Origin of the sequence: Aeromonas sp. PS2Canimalfood6 (assembly GCF_048276795.1) — a bacterium.
Classification (GTDB): domain Bacteria; phylum Pseudomonadota; class Gammaproteobacteria; order Enterobacterales; family Aeromonadaceae; genus Aeromonas; species Aeromonas caviae.
Window position 1 is genome coordinate 1 of the sequence record NZ_JBLUXC010000065.1, and the last position, 17,797, is coordinate 17,797.

Genomic DNA, 17,797 nt, shown 5'->3' on the forward strand with positions numbered 1-17,797 from the left:
GCTGGAAGGGGTGAACAACAAGATCAAAGTGATAAAGCGTATGGCATATGGATTTAGGGACTCAGAATACTTTTTTCTGAAAATCAAGGCGGCCTTCCCCGGAAAGCCGCGATGAACCACAAAAAAGCCCTCGCAGTGCGAGGGCTTTTTCATGGGGCGCGGTGCCATCCTGTCCTGTCGTCTGGACTTGCCCGGTCGACGGGGCGGGAGGGCATCAGTAGTAGCCGGGATCGTCCGGATTGGGGCGGGTCTTGAAGCGGCGGTGCAGCCACATGTACTGCTCCGGCGCCTTGCGCACGGCGGCTTCAATTTCGCGGTTGGCGCGGCTGGCATCCGCCAGGTCGTCACCGCTCGGGTAGTCTGCGAGCGGGGCCCCGATATGCAGGGTGTAGCCCTCCCGGGTGCGGATGTTGTAGCAGGGCAGGGTGACAGTGTTCTTCACCCGGGCCAGGGTGGCGGTACCCGTGATGGTGGCGGCCTGCTCCACCGCGAAGTAGGGCACGAAGACGCTGGCATGGCTGCCGTAGTCGTGATCCGGTGCATACCAGAGGGCGTCGCCGTTGCGCAGCGCCTTGATCATCCCCTTCACGTCCATCCGGTCCACCAGGTATTTGTTGGAGGCGCAGCGACCGTGGTACTGGGCGTACTCCAGCACCGGATTGGTGTTGGGGCGATAGACGCCGACCCCGGGGCGCACCAGGCCGAAGCAGCGGGCATTGAGCTCCAGCGTCAGGAAGTGGCAGGAGAGCAGCAGCATCCCCTGGCCCTTCTCCATGGCGTTGATGACGTGCTCTTCCCCTTCCACCTTCATCAGGCGGCGCATCCGCCAGTCTGGCCAGAACCAGGCCATGCCCACCTCGAAGATGGCGCAGCCCACGCTCTCGAAGTTCTGCATCAGGAGGGCTTCGCGCTCATCCCGGCTGAGCTCGGGCATCGCCAGCTCCAGGTTGCGGCGGGCAATCTTGACGCGGGATTTCAGCAGTTTGCGGGCCAGGGTGCCGAGCTGGCGGCCCAGCCACATCTGGCTGCGCCAGGGCAGCAACACCAGCAGCCAGAGCAGGGAGAGGCCCAGCCAGCTCCCCCAGTAACGGGGATGGAACAGACGGGGTTCGAGGCGGGGAGCGTGTTCTTGGGCCATGAAGAGTCTCTTGTTCGCAAAGGCAAAGGGGGGAGTCCGACCGAACCGGGGGGCCTGTGTGGGGTGGCTCGGCGCGGATGCGGTCACTCGCATGTCGAGGATTCTATCCGAAAAGCGGGGGCGGGCGCGAATCGCCGTCATCTGGTCAGAGGGGGCATCAGGGCACAGGGCCGTGCTTTTTTCACGCCCCGGAAAAGAGTGTGATAAAATCGGCCGCTGAATTTTTCAGGTTTTGAGAGCCGATACAGATGAAAATCACCCTGCCCGAGTTTGAAAAAGCCCGCATCCTGGTCGTTGGCGATGTCATGTTGGATCGCTACTGGCATGGCCCTACCGGCCGGATCTCCCCCGAGGCGCCGGTCCCCGTGGTCAAGGTCGAGCACATCGAGGAGCGCCCGGGTGGCGCCGCCAACGTGGCGCTCAACTCCGCCGCCCTCGGCGCCCAGGTCGTGCTGCTGGGCCTGACCGGTCAGGATGAAGCCGCCGATGCCCTCGCCAGCCAGATGGTCGGTGTCAAGGTGGCCTGTGATTTCGTGCGCCTGACCGACTATCCGACCATCACCAAGCTGCGGGTGCTGTCCCGCAACCAGCAACTGCTGCGCCTCGACTTCGAAGAGGCCTTCCACGACGTGGATGCCAGCCTGCTGATGGGCAAGGTGGAGCAGGCGCTGCCCCAGGCGGACGTGATGATCCTCTCCGACTACGGCAAGGGCGCCCTCAACGATGTGCCCGGCATGATCCGGCGTGCCCGCGCCGCCGGCATCCCCGTGCTGGTCGACCCCAAGGGGACCGATTTCGAGAAGTACCGTGGTGCCACCCTGCTGACCCCCAACATGTCCGAGTTCGAGGCCGTGGTGGGCAAGGTGAAGGGGGAAGAAGACCTGGTCGCCAGGGGGCTGGAGCTGGTCAAGCGCTTCGAGCTGGATGCCCTGCTGGTCACCCGTTCCGAGAACGGCATGACCCTGATCCGCGAAGGGCAGCCCGAGCTGCACCTGCCGGCCCAAGCCCACGAGGTCTATGACGTCACCGGTGCCGGTGACACCGTCATCTCCACCCTGGCGACTTCCCTTGCCGCAGGCAAGAGTCTGGATGAGGCCTGCGCCCTGGCCAACACCGCCGCCGGCATCGTGGTCGGCAAGCTGGGGACCTCCACCGTGAGCCCGGTGGAACTGGCCAACGCCCTCTACACCGAGCAGGAGACCGGCTTTGGCGTCATGTCCGAGGCCCAGCTCAAGGTGGCCGTCCAGGCCGCCCGTCTGCGCGGCGAGAAGGTGGTGATGACCAACGGCTGCTTCGACATTCTGCACGCGGGTCATGTCTCCTATCTGGCCAATGCGGGCAAGCTGGGGGATCGCCTGATCGTGGCGGTGAACACCGACGAGTCCGTGCGTCGCCTCAAGGGGCCGGGTCGCCCGGTCAACCCGACCGAGCGCCGTATGACTGTGCTGGCGGCCCTGGGTGCCGTGGACTGGGTGGTCCCCTTCAGCGAAGACACTCCCCAGCGTCTGATCGCCGAGATCCTGCCAGACCTCCTGGTCAAGGGGGGCGACTACAAGCCCGAAGAGATCGCCGGTTACGCCGAGGTGACCGCCAATGGCGGCGAGGTGCGGGTGCTGAACTTCGAGGACGGCTGCTCCACCACCGACATCATCAAGACCATCCGCGAGCGCGGATAAGCGTAAAACCCGGCCAAGGCCGGGTTTTTTGATGGGGCTGCCGGGTCGGTGACATGGCCGCTGCCTGGCAGGCCCCGACCAACGCACTTCCAGCGGCGAACAGAGATGAAAAAGGCGACCCCGGGGTCGCCTTTTCTCATGGTGTGCGCCTGGCTCAGGACTTCTTGGTGACCTGGGCGGCGGGCATCAGACCCTGGTTCACCTCTTCCAGATCCTTCTGCTCCAGGATGCCGGCGGCCTGCTTGAGGGAGAGGATGCTGAGGATGTAGTTGTAGCGGGCCTCGGAGAGCTTCTGCTTGGCCTGATACAGCTTGCGGGTGGAGTCCAGCACGTCGACGATGGTGCGGGTGCCCACCTCGTAACCGGCCTCGGTCGCCTTCAGGGCGCTGTCGGCGGAGATGACGGACTGGCTGTAGGCGCGGACCGAGCCGATGCTGGCGTTCACGTTGTTGTAGGAAGAGCGGACCGTGCTCTGTACCGAGCGGAAGCTGCGTTCGAGCTGTTCGCTGGCGGCCACGTAGTTGAACTGTGCCTGCTTGACCTGGGAGGTGGTGGCCCCGCCGGTGTAGATGGGCAGCTTGAAGTTCAGGCCGATGTTGCCCTGATTGCTGTTGCTCTCGGGGTTGCGGATCTCGTCCTTGTAATCGTTGTAACCGGCGTTCAGGCCGGCGCCCAGATCCAGGGTCGGTTCATGACCGGTCTTGGCCAGATCGATCTGCTCCTTGGCGATGTCCTTGCCGATGCGGGCGCTGTGCAGCTCCAGGTTCTTGTCCAGGGCCAGTTCCAGCCACTTGTCGGAGTTGAACGCGGTCTTCTGCGGGCTGAAGCGATCGGTGTTGAGCACGTCCAGTTGACGGTGGTCGATACCGGTCAGCTCGCGCAGGCTCTCGTAGCTGTTGTCCAGGGTGTTCTCGGCATTGATCTCGTCCGCCAGCGCCTGATCGCGCTCGGCCTCGGCCTCGTGCACGTCGGTGATGGCGGTCAGGCCCACTTCGAAGCGCTGCTGGGTCTGTTCAAGCTGACGCTCGACCGCGGTCTTGTTGGCACGCACGAATTCCAGGGTATCCATGGCCTTGAGCACGTCGAAGTAGGCCTGGGCGGTACGCAGCATCAGGTTCTGGTACTCGAGGTTGTAGGCCACGTCGGACTGGGTGGCGCTCTTCTCGGTCAGATCCAGGTTGACCCAGTTGCTGCGACGGTAGATGGATTGATCCAGGGTCACGGAGCCGGTAGCGCCCGTGTTGGTCATGGTGTCGTTCTTGTTTTGCAGGTAGTTCAGGCCGGCGCCCAGGTTGATCTGGGGCAGCAGGGCTGCACGGGATTCGTTGATCTTCTCGAAGGCCTGGTCCCGCTTGGCCTTGGATTCCAGCAGCTGGGTGTCCTTGATCTGGGCCTGTTGGTAAATATCGAGCAGGTTTTCGGCATGAGCGGCGCCGCTCACACCCAGCATCACCATGACTGACAAGAGTGTTCTTTTCATATGATAGTTTTAACCTTTTGTATCAACCCAAAGCTGTCCGCTGGATGAAGGGGGGATTGTCACCGACCAAGCTTGATTTCAGCTTAACCACTCTACTATAAGCAGATTTCATTGCGAACTGTCTCTTTTCCAGCTGCGGAAACGTCAAGGTCCGGGGCGAGTTTTCTCGGCAACGCGCCTAGCCAAATGCCCTGTGGCTGCTAAAATCCTTCCCTCATCGTCGGCGAGAGCGAGTGAATGAATGTTCATTCATGCCCCCGAATATTATGGTCAAACCAAGCCAAGTCAAGCTGGCAGGAGTCTCGAATGTCACAGCAAGCCTTGCCTCAAACCTGCCACTACTCCAGCGATGATGTGAAAATCATTGAAAAATCAGCTGGATATAATGGCTTCTTCAAGGTGAATGTCTACCGCCTGCAACACAGGCTGTTTGCCGGTGGCTGGAACGCCCCCATCGTCCGGGAACTGTTCGAACGTGGCCATGCCGCCGCCCTGCTGCCTTATGATCCGGTGCGGGACGAGATCGTGCTGGTGGAGCAGTTTCGCATCGGCGCCATGGAGACCAGCGCCACCCCCTGGCTGCTGGAGCTGGTGGCCGGCATCATCGATGAAGGGGAGACCGCCGAGGCAGTGGTGCGGCGCGAAGCGGTGGAAGAGGCAGGGATCGAGGTGGGACGCTGCGAACACGCCATCAGCTATCTGGTGAGCCCGGGTGGCAGCACCGAGCGCATCGAGGTGTTCGTGGGCGAGGTGGATGCCAGTCAGGCCAAGGGGATACACGGTCTGGCGGAAGAGGGGGAAGACATCCGGGTCCACGTGGTGAGCCGCGAGCAGGCCTATGCCTGGCTCAAAGAGGGGCGCATCGACAATGCCGCCTCCGTCATCGCCCTGCAGTGGCTGGCCCTGAATCACGGCGAGCTGCGGGCACGCTGGCTGGCGGGGCGCTGAGGTGACGCTCGTTCAGACCCGGGTCAGGTGCCCTGTGTCCGACTGGAACACTGTGCAGTGGGTCCACCCTTCATGGACCCTGATTGAGGGAGCCGCGACATGTCATTAGTCCAGAGCCCGATGAAGCGCTATGTGCCTGATTTGATGTCCTTGCAGCGTACCTGCGAGGTCAATTACATGGCGCTGATGAAACTGTTGCCGCCCGGCGGCAGCGTGGGTGCCGAGCGCCGCTATCAGGTCGGCAACGGCCTGCAGTTCCAGCTCACGGTGACCGAGGAGAGCCGCTTCACCAGCCAGGTGATCCTGGCCCAGCACAACCCCGAATTGCCGAGCTACTTGCAAGCCCGGATAGAGATTCGTTTGTATCATGATGTGCGAATGGCGGAAGTGTGTGCGGCGCAACAGATTTCAATGTTGCAACCACGTTATGATTATCCCAATCAAAAAATGCATCACAGGGATGAAAAGGAGCAGGTAAATCTATTCTTGGCCGATTGGTTGAGATTTTGTCTCAAACACGGCACCAGCCTGATTAACATCCTCTAGTCGAACCCATAAAAAAAGAAGCGTGATTTTGGAAACAGAGCTACCTCAGGCGCCGGACGGCAGTGTGCGCCTGTTACAGATTACCGATACCCATCTCTTCGCCAGTGCCGAGGGGCGGCTGCTGGCCGTGCCCACGGCGCAGAGTCTGGCCGCCGTGCTGGAGCGGGTGCAGGCCAACGAGCACCCGTTCGATCTCATCCTCGCCACCGGGGATCTCTCCCAGGATCACAGCCCGGAGTCCTACCAGCGCTTCGCTTCCATGATGGCGCCCCTGGCTCGCCCCATCTACTGGTTGCCCGGCAACCACGACGACGGCCCCCTGATGACCGAATACCTCCATGCGGCCGGCATCAGCGAGGCCAAGCAGCTGGTAGGCGAGCACTGGCAGGTGATCCTGCTGGATACCCAGGTGCGCGGCAAACCCCACGGGGTGCTGGGGGATCACCAGCTGGCGGCCCTGGATCAGGCCCTGCGCCAGCATCCCGAGCGCCATGCCCTCATCGCCCTGCACCATCAGGCGGTGCCGGTGGGCTGCGCCTGGCTGGATCAGCACAACCTCAAGAATGCCGACGACCTGTTCGCCGTGCTGGCCCGCCACCCGCAGCAGAAGACCATCCTGTTCGGCCACGTCCATCAGGAGTTTGACGAGGTGCACCACGGAGTGCGGCTCATCGCCAGCCCCTCTACCTGCATCCAGTTCAAGCCGCTCTCCGACGGTTTCGCACTGGACGAATCCGGCCCGGGCTGGCGCTATCTCACCCTGCACCCGGATGGCCGGGTGGCGAGTCAGGTGTGGCGCCTGCCGCTGGGGCAGTTCGTGCCCGACCCCAATGCCACCGGTTACTGAGGGGTTGCCATGAAGCCCGTACTCCTCTACCTGCACGGTTTCAATTCATCCCCCGGCTCGGCCAAGGCGCAGCAGATGGCGGCCTGGGTGGCAGAGAACAGGCCCGATATCGAGGTGGTGATCCCGGCCCAGCCCAACACCCCGGCGGCCGCCTGGGCTGCCATCGAGCAGGCCATCACCGACCTGAAGGCCCGCCACGGCAGTGCCCTGCGACTGGGCGCCGTGGGCAGCTCCCTCGGTGGCTTCATGGCCACGCGAGTGAGCGAGATGTACAGTTGCCGCGCTGCCCTCATCAACCCGGCGGTGCGCCCCCACGAGCTGCTCTGCGACTACCTCGGCCCCCAGACCAACCCCTACAGCGGCGAACGCTATGAACTGTTGCCCGGACACATGGACGAGCTGAGTGCGCTGGCGGTGCCGGTGACTGCCCCCGAGCGGCTCTGGGTGCTGCAACAGCAGGAGGACGAGGTGCTCGACTATCGCAAGGCGCTGGACGAATACCGCTTTGCCCGTCTCTCCCTGGAGTGCGGCGGCGATCACGCCTTCACAGGCTTCGAGCGCTACCCCGCCCAGATCGTCCGTTTCCTCGGGCTCTAGCCGTGCAGCCGCCGTTGGCCGCCTTCCTCGAACAGGTGCTGGCCACGGCCCAGGCGGGGCTCACCTATTCCCGCGATCCCTTCGACATCGCCCGCTTCGAGGCGCTGCGAACGGCCACGGTGACGCTCATCGACAGCCAGAGCGAGCTGGCCCCCGACGCCATCGGCGACTGGATTGCCCTCGACAGCGGCTATCCCACCCCCAAGCTCGATGTGCGGGCCTTCATTCAGAACGACGCGGGCCATGTCCTGCTGGTGCAGGAGCGCAGTGACGGTTGCTGGACCCTGCCGGGGGGCTGGTGCGACATCGGCGATTCGCCTGCGGACGCCGTGGTGCGGGTAGTGAGCGAGGAGACCGGCCTCGCCTGTCGGGCGGTGCAACTGCTGGCCCTGTTCGACAAGCTCAAGCATCCCCATCCCCCGCAGTTGCCCCACGCCCACAAGGCCTTCTTCCTGTGCGAGGTGACGGGCGGCGCTCTGCTTACTGACACCGATGAAACCAAAGGGGCGGGGTACTTCCCCATCGACGCCTTGCCCGAACTCTCCCGCCACCGGGTGGTGGCGTCCCAGTTGCGCACCCTGCATGCCCATCTGTCGCAGGGGCGGGGGGATACCCTGTTCGATTAACCGGTTCGCAGCCTGACACTGCGGCAAGGAGGCAGCATGATCACACGCATCGGCAATACCCCCATCCAGAAGAAACACAAGGCGAGCTGCCACTGCGGCGCCGTGGTGCTGGAGCTGACCCTGCCGGATGGCGTGGTGGATCCGCGCCGCTGCGACTGCTCCTTCTGCCGGCGGCGTGGGGCCATCGTCGCCTCGGTGCCGCTCTCCGGCATCCGCATCCTGCAAGGGGAGGCGGCGCTTCGCTGCTACCAGTTCAACACCCGCACCGCGAAACACTATTTCTGCAGCGTCTGCGGCATCTACACCCATCACCAGCGCCGATCCAATCCGGCGGAATATGGCTACAACCTCGCCTGTCTGGAGGGGGTCAACCCGTTCGATCTGGGAGAGGTGCCGACCCGCGACGGGGTGCATCACCCGGCAGATACCGTAGCCGATTGAACGCGAGGTGACTGCCCCGACGGGTGGCGGGGAGGACGGGCGAGGCGTTGTCGTGCCACTCCCGTGACGACGCCTCAGGGGGTCATCTGCTTGTGTAGCCCCCGCAATGGCTGTGTTAACCTTGCCCTGTCCGTCTCCCGGCGGACCCCGGCCTCTCTCTTCATTCCATCTCTGCCAACAGGGGCACACCCGTGACGACTGCTTCAGCGCTGCCGGATCTGATCCTCGGGGCCTCGCTCTACTTTCCGCCCCTGTTCAAGGCCGTACTGCTCGGCCTGCTGGGCTGGCTGCCCGTGCACCACCTGCTGCGTGACTGGCTCTATGGTGGGGATGTCTGGCACCCCCTGCTGATGGATCTCTCCCTCTTCATCCTCGCCGTCAGTGGCGCCCTATGGATATTGCTACATGGCTAAATCACCCCTTGCGACCCTCAAATACTTCTCCACCCTGCTGGTCTTTGCCCTGGCGCTGGTGTCGCTCTGGTGGCTGTGGAACGACTACATGCAGGGGCCCTGGACCCGGGATGGCAAGGTGAGGGCCGAGCTGGTCAGCATCACGCCCCAGGTGTCGGGCAAGATCGTCAGGATAGGGGTCAAGGACAACCAGCTGGTGAAGGCGGGGGAACTGCTCTTCACTCTGGATCCCGAGCCCTATCGCATCGCGCTGGACAACGCCAGCGCGGCCCTGGCCAAGGCCAGGTCGGATCTCGACAAGGCGGAGCACGAGGCGAACCGTCGCCAGAGCCTCTCCCGCACCGTCATCTCCGCCGAGGCGGTGGATGAGTCCAGGCTCAATGCCCAGGCGATGAAGGCGGCCTATGAGGTGGCCCAGGCCAATCTGGAGCAGGCCAGATGGTCCCTTGCCCGGACCGAGGTCCATGCCGCGAGCGACGGCTACATCACCAATCTGCAGGCCAGGGTCGGCAACTACGCCACCGCCGGGGTGCCCCTGGTGGCCCTGATAGACACCCACTCCTTCTATGTGCAGGGCTATTTCGAAGAGACCAAGCTCAGGCACATCGCCCCCGGCAAACCGGCCGAGGTGGTGCTCTACAGCGGGGATCGGGTACTCAGGGGGGAGGTGGAAAGCATAGGGCGCGCCATTCACGATCAGAGCCTGGAAGGCAGTGAGGGGCTGCTGCTCGACGTCAAGCCGAACGTGCCCTGGGTGCGTCTGGCCCAGCGGGTGCCAGTGCGGATCAGGCTGCTGGCGATTCCCCCGGATCTGGTCTTGATCGCGGGCACGACCTGCACCATCACCATAGGGGACTAGAGTGATCCCCTCGCTCTGGCGCCAGACCCCCTGGGGCAAGGCCAACGGCGGACAGTGGCGCTACGCCCTGCGCAATGCCCTGGCCATGTGCCTGTCGCTCTGGCTGGCGTTCGTGCTGCAACTCGACTCCCCCTACTGGGCCATGACCTCCGCCGCCGTGGTGAGCTTTCCCACCGTGGGGGGCGTCATCAGCAAGAGCCTGGGGCGGGTGGTGGGCAGCCTCATCGGCGCCATGGCGGCGGTGATGATCACCGGCCTTGGCATCGGTGATCCCTGGCTCTTCAGCCTGCTTATCGCCCTCTGGCTGGGGGGGTGCACCTACATCTCCAACCACCATCAGAACAACGTCTCCTACGGTTTCGCCCTGGCGGGCTATACCGCCGCCATCATCGCCTTCTCCTGCGTCAACCTGACCGACCCGCAACATATCTTCGACATCGCCCAGGCCCGGGTGAGCGAGGTGATCGTCGGCATCCTCTGCGGCGGCCTGATGATGATGATCCTGCCGAGTTTCTCCGATGGCGAGACCCTGCTGGACTCCCTCGGCAAGAGCCAGACCCGGCTGCTGGAACATGCCCAGCTGCTCTGGCTCGGGGAGACGGGCGCCGATGTGCGCACCGCCCACGAGGGGGTGATCGGTCAGATCCTCACCCTGAACGTGCTGCGCATCCAGGCCGTCTGGAGCCACCACCGCCTGCGTCGCCACAACCAGTTGCTGAACTATCTGCTCCATCGCCAGCTGAGGATGGTCAGCCTCATCTCGGGGCTGCGCCGCATGCTGCAACACTGGCCAGAGGACGCAGTCGACCCGGCCCCCATGCTGGCCGCCGTGCTGCGGGAGCTGGGGCAGGGGGGCTGCGACAAGCTGCGCATCGCCCGCCTGATGGCGCCCTTCGTGGCCCGTTCGGGGGACGATTATCGCTGTCAGGCCTTCTGGCTGCGGCTGCGCCACTTCTGCTGGAGCTACCTGGAGTGTCAGCGCTGGCTGGAAAGGCTGGCCCGCCACGATGGTCAGGAGTGGCCGGCGCCGCCGCGCCACAGCTCTCTGACCAGCCACACCGACGGTCTGGAGGCGGCCTACAACGGGGGGCGTACCTTCCTCTGCGTGATGCTTGGCTGCACCTTCTGGATCCACACCCAGTGGGATGCGGGCGCCGCGGCCCTGACCCTGCTCGCCATCTGCTGCGTGCTCTATTCCGCCACCCCGGCCCCGGCGAAGGGGGCCCAGACCATGCTCAAGGCCATCGTGCTGCTCAGCTTTATCTGCTTCGGGGTCAAGTTCGGGCTGATGATCCGCATCGACGACTTCTGGATCTTCTGCGCCCTGCTGTTCCCCGCCCTCATCACCCTGCAACTGCTGAAATTGCAGCGCCCCCAGGGGGCGGCGCTCTGGGGCCAGCTCATCGTGCTGCTCGGCTCCTTCCTTGCCATCACCAATCCGCCGAGCTACGACTACCTCGCCTTCGTCAACAGCAGCCTTGCCCAGGCACTGGGGGTGATGAGCGCAGGGCTGGCGTTCCAGCTCCTGAGGCCCAGCTCGGATCGGCGCAAGAGCCGCCGCCTGATGCATCGTCTGCGGCGGGATTTCGTGGACCAGCTGGCCCCGGCCCCGCATCAGAGCGAGGGGGAGTTTGAATCCCGGGTCTATCACGCGGTGAGCCAGCTCAGCCAGAGTCAGGATCAGGGGGCCCGGCTCTGGGTGCTGCGCTGGGGCGTGGTGCTGCTCAATTGCAGCCATATCGTCTGGCAACTCAGGCTCTGGCGCAGCCGGGATCCGGCCCTCTATCTGGTGCGGGACGGCTGTCTGCGCTGCCTGAAAGGGATTCTGACCGAAGGGGGCGTGCAGCACGAGACCCTGGGGCGCACCCTGGCGGAGCTGGACCGCATCAGCCAGGGGCTGGGGGAACATGCAGATCCGGCGGCCCGGGCTCTGGCGGGGCTGGTGTGGCGACTCCACTGCTCCCTCTCCCAGCTTGTGCAGGCCCTGCCCGGGGAACCCGCCTGATCCCGGGCGGGGAGGCCGGAGCCCCTCTGGATCACCCTTTGCGAGCGCCCCATTTGTCCCGGGCCCTCCCAGCGAGTAAGATTCCCCCCAAACGTCAATTCGCAAGGCCCTCCATGTCCACTCAATACAATGCGGATGCCATTGAGGTCCTCAATGGCCTTGAACCGGTGCGTCGCCGCCCCGGCATGTACACCGACACCACCCGGCCCAATCACCTCGGCCAGGAGGTCATCGACAACAGCGTCGACGAGGCGCTGGCGGGTCACGCCCGCAATCTGGAGGTGATCCTGCACGAGGATCAGTCCCTCGAGGTGATCGACGACGGTCGCGGCATGCCGGTGGACATCCACCCGGAGGAAGGGGTCTCCGGCGTGGAGCTGATCCTCTGCAAGCTGCACGCGGGGGGCAAGTTCTCCAACAAGAACTATCAGTTCTCCGGCGGCTTGCACGGGGTAGGGATCTCCGTGGTGAACGCCCTCTCCGATCGGGTCGAGGTGACGGTGCGCCGGGACGGCCAGGTCTATGACATCGCCTTCGAGCGGGGCGAGAAGGTGTCTGATCTGACCATCACAGGCACCTGCGGCCGTCGCAACACCGGCACCCGGGTGCGCTTCTGGCCGGAGGCGCGCTACTTCGATTCGCCGCGCTTCTCGGTTTCCAAGCTGGAGCACCTGCTCAAAGCCAAGGCCGTGCTCTGCCCGGGCCTCACCATCAAGTTCCTCGACAAGAACACCGGCATCAAGTTGGAGTGGTGCTACGAAGACGGCCTCAAGGATTACCTCATCGATGCGGTCAAGCAGTTCACCTGCCTGCCGGAGCAGCCCTTCGTCGGTTCTTTCAGCTCCGAGCAGTCGGCGGTGGACTGGGCTCTGTGCTGGTTACCGGAAGGGGGCGAGTGCCTCGCCGAATCCTATGTGAACCTCATTCCCACCGCGCTCGGTGGCACCCATGTCAACGGCCTGCGCCAGGGGCTGCTCGATGCCATGCGCGAGTTCTGCGAGTTCCGCAACCTCTTGCCCCGCGGGGTCAAGCTCACCCCGGAAGACATCTGGGATCGCTGCGCCTACATCCTCTCCATCAAGATGCAGGACCCGCAGTTTGCCGGCCAGACCAAGGAGCGTCTGTCGTCCCGCCAGAGCTCGGCCTTCGTGTCGGGCGTGGTGAAGGATGCCTTCAGCCTCTATCTGAACAGCAACACCGAGCTGGCCGAACAGCTGGCGGAGCTCTGCATCTCCAGCGCCCAGCGCCGGATGCGCGCCGCCAAGACGGTGGTGCGCAAGAAGATAACGCAAGGCCCGGCCCTGCCCGGCAAGCTGACCGATTGCGGCTGCGCCGACCCCATGCAGGGGGAGCTCTTCCTGGTGGAGGGTGACTCCGCGGGCGGCAGTGCCAAGCAGGCGCGGGATCGCGAATTCCAGGCCATCATGCCCCTGCGCGGCAAGATCCTGAACACCTGGGAGGTGGAGGCCGGTCAGGTGCTCGCCTCGCAAGAAGTACACGACATCTCGGTGGCGATCGGGCTCGACCCCGACTCCGACGATCTCAGTGGCCTGCGCTACGGCAAGGTGTGCATCCTGGCGGATGCGGACTCGGACGGTCTGCACATCGCCACCCTGCTCTGCGCCCTCTTTGTGAAGCACTTCCGCACGCTGGTGGAAAAGGGCCATGTCTATGTGGCCATGCCGCCCCTCTATCGTATCGACATCGGCAAGGAGGTCTTCTACGCCCTCGACGAGGACGAGAAGAACGGCGTGCTGCAACGGGTCGAAGCCGAGAAGAAGAAGGGCAAGGTGATGGTGACCCGATTCAAGGGGCTGGGTGAGATGAACCCCAAGCAGTTGCGGGAAACCACCATGGATCCCAACACCCGCCGCCTGGTGCAGCTCACCATGGGCGCGGAAGGAGGGGCAGAAGGGGAAGATGGGGACGAGACCCTGCAACTGATGGACATGCTGCTGGCCAAGAAGCGCGCCGGTGATCGCCGCGAATGGCTGGAAGAGAAGGGCAACCTCGCCATCATCTAAAGCGAGTCGCAAGTACCCCGGCCCTCCCCTTCGCAAGGGGAGGGGGCCAAGCCTCTCCTCCCCCTCATGGAGGGGGAGGTTGGGAGGGGGGCTTGTGATTCACCGTCGGCCCCCTGCCGACCCGCATTTCCGGCGTGCCCTCTGAGGGCGTGCCATAGCAAGAGAACAACCTTATGAGTGATGCTATCGAGCTCAGTCTGTTGGATGAAGTAGAGCGCCAACCAGCTCCCGAACCGAAAGAGATAATCACATGAGTGATGCCATCGAGCTCAGTCTGGACGGGGTAGAGCGCCAGCCAATGCGCACCTTCACCGAGCAGGCTTACTTGAACTACTCCATGTACGTCATCATGGATCGGGCCTTACCGCATATCGGCGACGGCCTCAAGCCCGTGCAGCGGCGCATCATCTACGCCATGAGCGAGCTGGGGCTGTCGGCCCTCTCCAAGCACAAGAAGTCCGCCCGTACCGTGGGTGACGTGCTGGGTAAGTACCACCCCCACGGTGACAGCGCCTGTTACGAAGCCATGGTGCTGATGGCCCAACCCTTCTCCTACCGCTACCCGCTGGTGGACGGTCAGGGCAACTGGGGTGCGCCGGACGATCCCAAATCCTTCGCCGCCATGCGTTATACCGAGGCGCGGCTGTCGCGTTTCTCCGAGCTACTGCTCTCCGAGCTCGGCCAGGGCACTGTGGAGTGGACGCCGAACTTCGACGGCACCATGAAAGAGCCGGTGGTGCTGCCTGCCCGTTTGCCGCACATCCTGCTCAACGGGGTGACCGGTATCGCGGTGGGGATGGCGACCGATATCCCGCCCCACAACGCGCGGGAAGTGGCCCACGCCTGCGTGGAGCTGCTGGACAATCCCAATGCCGGCCTGGATGCCCTGATGGCCCATGTGCAGGGGCCGGATTACCCGACCAATGCCGAGATCATCACGCCCCGCGATGACATCCGTAAAATCTACGAGACCGGCAAGGGCTCCATCAAGCAGCGGGCGGTCTGGAGCGAAGAGGATGGCGATATCGTCATCACGGCGCTGCCCCATCAGGCCTCCGGCGCCAAGATCATGGAGCAGATTGCCGCCCAGATGGTGGCGAAAAAGCTGCCCATGGTTACCGATCTGCGGGATGAATCGGACCACGAAAACCCGACCCGTCTGGTGATAGTGCCGCGCTCCAACCGGGTGGACGTGGAGGGGCTGATGGCCCACCTGTTCGCCACCACGGACTTGGAGAAGAACTACCGGGTCAACCTCAACATCCTGGGTCTGGACAACCGGCCTCAGGTGAAAGACCTCAAGACCATCCTCACCGAGTGGCTTAGCTTCCGCCGCGAGACGGTGCGCCGCCGCCTGCAGTATCGCCTCGACAAGGTGCTGGCCCGCCTGCACATCCTCGAAGGTTTGCTCATCGCCTACCTCAACATCGACGAGGTGATCGAGATCATCCGCACCGAGGAGGAGCCGGGCCGGGTGATGATGGAGCGTTTCAACATCACCGAGACCCAGGCCGAGGCGATCCTCGAGCTCAAACTGCGCCACCTGGCCAAGCTCGAAGAGTTCAAGCTGCGCGCCGAGCAGAACGAACTGGCGGAAGAGCGCGACAAGCTGGAACTGATCCTGGGCTCCGAGCGCCGTCTCAGCACCCTGCTCAAGAAAGAGATCCTGGCGGATGCCGAGAAGTACGGCGACGATCGCCGCACCCCGCTGGTGGAGCGCGCCACCGCCGTCGCCCTGACCGAGAAGGAGCTCACCCCGAGCGAGCCGGTGACCGTGATCCTCTCCGACAAGGGGTGGGTGCGCGCCGCCAAGGGCCACGACGTGGATGTGGCCGGCCTCTCCTACAAGGCGGGGGACAACTATCTCGCCCACGCCCATGGCCGCAGCAACCAGCAGGCGGTGTTCCTCTCCACCCTGGGGAGAACCTACTCGCTGGAGGCCCACACCCTGCCGTCGGCCCGCAGTCAGGGTGAGCCGCTCACCGGCCGCTTCGCACTGGGTGCTGGGGAAGAGGTGCGCCATCTGGTGATGGGCAACGAAGGTGAGCCGTATCTCGTTTGCTCCGACGCCGGCTACGGCTTCGTCTGCAAATACGACGACCTCATTGGCAAGAACAAGAACGGCAAGGCGCTGCTCACCGTGCCGGAAGGGGGCATCGTCATGGCACCCCAGAGGATAGGGGCGCCGGACACGGATCTCTGTATGGCCATCTCCAACGAGGGGCGTATGCTGCTGTTCCCGCTCAATACCCTGCCGGTGCTCGGCAAGGGCAAGGGCAACAAGCTCATCAGCATCCCCTCGGCTCGCGTGAAGGCGAGAGAGGAGTTTGTGGTGATGGCCGCCGTCATTCCGCAGGGCCAGTCCGTCACCCTGTTTGCCGGCAAGCGCAAGCTGACCCTCAAGCCATCTGACCTTGACTACTACCGCGGCGAGCGCGGCCGCCGCGGCGCCAAGTTGCCCCGCGGTCTGCAGCGAGTCGATCGCATCGAGATTGAACCCGTCGCCGGCGCCGAGCCGGCAGCCGGGGAAAATCAGGAAGGGTAATAAAATAATAGGGAGCGAATAGTCGCTCCCTATTATTTTGAGGTAATAAATGAAACCTTAATTTATTACCATCGCTGGTGTTAAATGTTAGTTTTCGTAAAATCAGCCTAACTTGCGGTCTTGCTTAATTTGGTTGAAAAACATATCCCAGAGGTGTTCCGCCATTCCTTCGTTCGTGAGCAATGTTTCTCTTGAAGAACTCATGGTGTAACCACCCATCAATGGACGAAAACCAAGGGTTTGACCATTTTCGGTAATGGTCAAACATTCATTGTAACTATTTCTGGCCATGCCATCCTGGCCATAACATATATCACCCACCCCATAACTACGGCCATTGTTACGCCAAATAGCACACTGACCAACCCGGCTACCGCTGATGTAAATCGCGCAACTGAATGCATTGGCATCCAGCTGATGGAACTCAGAGTCTACTCCTGAATTACGCTTTTTAAGCTCAGATAGGGAGTTTTCAAAATATCTGGTAACGTACTCAAACCCTTCACGGCAGGCACGATCTTTATCGAGATCGGTGAAGCTCTTCGGCAAGGAAAGGTTGCTGGATCTTGGTGTGAGAATTGATCCAGTTTCTTGAGCCGAAGAAAATGTAGTAATCTGTGAACGAAGGCTCACATCCTGCTGCGTATTTTTCGCCTCCATATTATCAATGGCGCGTACTACGGCATCGACCACCTGCACATAACCTTCATCGTGACTAGCGAATTTCGTAATTGGTTTACCATCCACAGTGGCAGCAAGGATTTTGCCAAACGGTAATTGATGCCAAGCACATTCCCTTAAAATTACCGGAATAACTATTGCCTCGCCCCTTCTATGGCGCTCCATAGCATTTGCCATTTCAACCTGATAACAATAATCAGAAGCAATAAAGTCACTGCTAATCAGCAAAAGCACAATGTCTGCTTCAGAAAAATACTGATCAATCTTATGCTCGAATACTTCCCCAGGAATAATGCACCGATCGTGCCATGTGGATATTCTCCCCATGCGTTTCAAGGGTGATAGATGTTTTTCAAGTTCATTACGTAATGCTTCATCAGCATGAGAATAGGAAAAAACGAGGCTGGCCATAATTCTAAGATGCTCCTGAACCATTACTGTTAGATACCCGTCATTCCGCACCTGATTTTGCTATTTTCAGTGCTTGACGGCGATCGGCCGTTCTGATCTATTACTCTCTTTTGCAGGTAGATCATCATGGCCGCACCCGCTATCTCGATCCGTAACCTCGATCACCTTGGTTTGGTCGCCGCACTCTGCCAGGAACTGGGCATTGCCCGCATGATCGATGCCTTGCTCCCCAAAACCCCGCCTTTCAAGGTCTCACATGGTGAAGCCGACATTCCGCACCTGATTTAGGAATAAATTTGCCGATAGCGCTCACCCAATACCTCCAAAATGATCTGCTGGTCTCCTGTTAGCTCCGTTACTTGTGGCGGAGCTTCTCCCAGTCGATATTCATGGATGCCACCAAAGCGCAAAAAGATCCAACGGGCCGTCGGCTGCTGGGCAGGGCAAGATCGCGAACGTTTTTTAAGCAGGGCACGAGGATTTGACCGACCGAACAGGGTGTGATCTTATACTCTCTTTTACGGGAGTTTCGTCATGAACCATCAAGCGGCATTTACCCA

The 17,797-nt window shown here is 62.4% G+C and carries 16 protein-coding genes and 1 pseudogene; 14 read left to right on the forward strand and 3 right to left on the reverse strand.

Going from position 1 to position 17,797, the window contains the following annotated elements:
- Positions 1 to 115 (forward strand): transposase (locus ACNPAA_RS18400; protein ID WP_160837970.1); only part of this gene is annotated, 115 nt, incomplete at its 5' end.
- Positions 116 to 214: 99 nt separating this feature from the next.
- On the opposite strand, the gene lpxL is transcribed toward ACNPAA_RS18400, so the two are convergent.
- On the reverse strand, positions 215 to 1,138 hold the full coding sequence (gene lpxL / locus ACNPAA_RS18405; protein ID WP_052815073.1) for an LpxL/LpxP family Kdo(2)-lipid IV(A) lauroyl/palmitoleoyl acyltransferase: 924 nt from the start codon (positions 1,136 to 1,138) through the stop codon (positions 215 to 217).
- A gap of 248 nt (positions 1,139 to 1,386) precedes the next feature.
- Here lpxL and hldE point away from each other — a divergent pair, with 248 nt between their 5' ends.
- Positions 1,387 to 2,814, forward strand: a complete 1,428-nt coding sequence (gene hldE / locus ACNPAA_RS18410) for a bifunctional D-glycero-beta-D-manno-heptose-7-phosphate kinase/D-glycero-beta-D-manno-heptose 1-phosphate adenylyltransferase HldE (RefSeq protein WP_052815074.1) — start codon at positions 1,387 to 1,389, stop codon at positions 2,812 to 2,814.
- Between the two features lie 154 nt (positions 2,815 to 2,968).
- Here the strand turns inward: hldE and tolC are convergent, their stop codons facing one another.
- Positions 2,969 to 4,294: an outer membrane channel protein TolC gene (gene tolC, locus ACNPAA_RS18415; RefSeq protein WP_029313618.1), complete on the reverse strand. Its 1,326-nt coding sequence runs from the start codon at positions 4,292 to 4,294 to the stop codon at positions 2,969 to 2,971.
- Between the two features lie 306 nt (positions 4,295 to 4,600).
- Between tolC and nudF the strand changes: the two genes are divergently transcribed.
- The 11 genes from nudF (at position 4,601) to parC (ending at position 16,145) form a co-directional block, all read left to right on the forward strand.
- Entirely contained in the window at positions 4,601 to 5,242 is a 642-nt protein-coding gene (gene nudF / locus ACNPAA_RS18420; protein WP_010672772.1) for an ADP-ribose diphosphatase, read from the forward strand.
- Positions 5,243 to 5,341: 99 nt separating this feature from the next.
- Complete coding sequence (locus tag ACNPAA_RS18425; protein WP_039039758.1) at positions 5,342 to 5,788, forward strand: DUF1249 domain-containing protein; 447 nt, start codon at positions 5,342 to 5,344, stop codon at positions 5,786 to 5,788.
- A gap of 28 nt (positions 5,789 to 5,816) precedes the next feature.
- The gene (cpdA, locus tag ACNPAA_RS18430) at positions 5,817 to 6,635 is read left to right on the forward strand and encodes a 3',5'-cyclic-AMP phosphodiesterase (protein WP_041214382.1); all 819 of its coding nucleotides are present in this window, start codon (positions 5,817 to 5,819) and stop codon (positions 6,633 to 6,635) included.
- A 9-nt stretch (positions 6,636 to 6,644) separates the two neighbouring features.
- Positions 6,645 to 7,232 carry a YqiA/YcfP family alpha/beta fold hydrolase gene (locus ACNPAA_RS18435; RefSeq protein WP_417891940.1) on the forward strand — a complete coding sequence of 196 codons (588 nt, stop codon included), beginning with the start codon at positions 6,645 to 6,647 and terminating at the stop codon, positions 7,230 to 7,232.
- A gap of 2 nt (positions 7,233 to 7,234) precedes the next feature.
- On the forward strand, positions 7,235 to 7,858 hold the full coding sequence (locus ACNPAA_RS18440) for an NUDIX hydrolase (RefSeq protein ID WP_417891941.1): 624 nt from the start codon (positions 7,235 to 7,237) through the stop codon (positions 7,856 to 7,858).
- Between the two features lie 36 nt (positions 7,859 to 7,894).
- Positions 7,895 to 8,299 (forward strand): GFA family protein, encoded by a 405-nt coding sequence (locus tag ACNPAA_RS18445; RefSeq protein WP_039039754.1) that lies wholly within the window; start codon positions 7,895 to 7,897, stop codon positions 8,297 to 8,299.
- Positions 8,300 to 8,490: 191 nt separating this feature from the next.
- The gene (locus ACNPAA_RS18450) at positions 8,491 to 8,712 is read left to right on the forward strand and encodes a DUF1656 domain-containing protein (RefSeq protein ID WP_163135733.1); all 222 of its coding nucleotides are present in this window, start codon (positions 8,491 to 8,493) and stop codon (positions 8,710 to 8,712) included.
- Positions 8,705 to 9,571: an HlyD family secretion protein gene (locus ACNPAA_RS18455; protein WP_010672778.1), complete on the forward strand. Its 867-nt coding sequence runs from the start codon at positions 8,705 to 8,707 to the stop codon at positions 9,569 to 9,571. Before ACNPAA_RS18450 ends, ACNPAA_RS18455 begins: the two co-directional genes overlap by 8 nt.
- Before the next feature lies 1 nt (position 9,572).
- Positions 9,573 to 11,576 (forward strand): FUSC family protein, encoded by a 2,004-nt coding sequence (locus ACNPAA_RS18460; RefSeq protein ID WP_201872700.1) that lies wholly within the window; start codon positions 9,573 to 9,575, stop codon positions 11,574 to 11,576.
- 113 nt (positions 11,577 to 11,689) lie between these two features.
- A complete protein-coding gene (parE, locus tag ACNPAA_RS18465) occupies positions 11,690 to 13,600 on the forward strand; it encodes a DNA topoisomerase IV subunit B (protein WP_010672780.1) in 1,911 nt (636 codons plus the stop codon).
- A gap of 250 nt (positions 13,601 to 13,850) precedes the next feature.
- A complete protein-coding gene (gene parC, locus ACNPAA_RS18470) occupies positions 13,851 to 16,145 on the forward strand; it encodes a DNA topoisomerase IV subunit A (protein WP_161470340.1) in 2,295 nt (764 codons plus the stop codon).
- A 102-nt stretch (positions 16,146 to 16,247) separates the two neighbouring features.
- On the opposite strand, the gene ACNPAA_RS18475 is transcribed toward parC, so the two are convergent.
- Positions 16,248 to 17,237, reverse strand: a complete 990-nt coding sequence (locus ACNPAA_RS18475; protein WP_052815463.1) for a toll/interleukin-1 receptor domain-containing protein — start codon at positions 17,235 to 17,237, stop codon at positions 16,248 to 16,250.
- A 126-nt stretch (positions 17,238 to 17,363) separates the two neighbouring features.
- On the opposite strand from ACNPAA_RS18475, the pseudogene ACNPAA_RS18480 reads away from it, so the two are divergent.
- Positions 17,364 to 17,504: pseudogene (locus ACNPAA_RS18480) on the forward strand (DUF4277 domain-containing protein); the annotation flags it as partial.
- Positions 17,505 to 17,797: the final 293 nt, after the last annotated feature.

Coding starts and splice junctions, on each gene's coding strand:
- lpxL (WP_052815073.1), bottom strand. CDS start 1,138: ATGGCCCAAGAACACGCTCCCCGCCTCGAACCCCGTCTGTTCCATCCC.
- hldE (WP_052815074.1), top strand. CDS start 1,387: ATGAAAATCACCCTGCCCGAGTTTGAAAAAGCCCGCATCCTGGTCGTT.
- tolC (WP_029313618.1), bottom strand. CDS start 4,294: ATGAAAAGAACACTCTTGTCAGTCATGGTGATGCTGGGTGTGAGCGGC.
- nudF (WP_010672772.1), top strand. CDS start 4,601: ATGTCACAGCAAGCCTTGCCTCAAACCTGCCACTACTCCAGCGATGAT.
- ACNPAA_RS18425 (WP_039039758.1), top strand. CDS start 5,342: ATGTCATTAGTCCAGAGCCCGATGAAGCGCTATGTGCCTGATTTGATG.
- ACNPAA_RS18435 (WP_417891940.1), top strand. CDS start 6,645: ATGAAGCCCGTACTCCTCTACCTGCACGGTTTCAATTCATCCCCCGGC.
- ACNPAA_RS18445 (WP_039039754.1), top strand. CDS start 7,895: ATGATCACACGCATCGGCAATACCCCCATCCAGAAGAAACACAAGGCG.
- ACNPAA_RS18455 (WP_010672778.1), top strand. CDS start 8,705: ATGGCTAAATCACCCCTTGCGACCCTCAAATACTTCTCCACCCTGCTG.
- parE (WP_010672780.1), top strand. CDS start 11,690: ATGTCCACTCAATACAATGCGGATGCCATTGAGGTCCTCAATGGCCTT.
- parC (WP_161470340.1), top strand. CDS start 13,851: ATGAGTGATGCCATCGAGCTCAGTCTGGACGGGGTAGAGCGCCAGCCA.
- ACNPAA_RS18475 (WP_052815463.1), bottom strand. CDS start 17,237: ATGGCCAGCCTCGTTTTTTCCTATTCTCATGCTGATGAAGCATTACGT.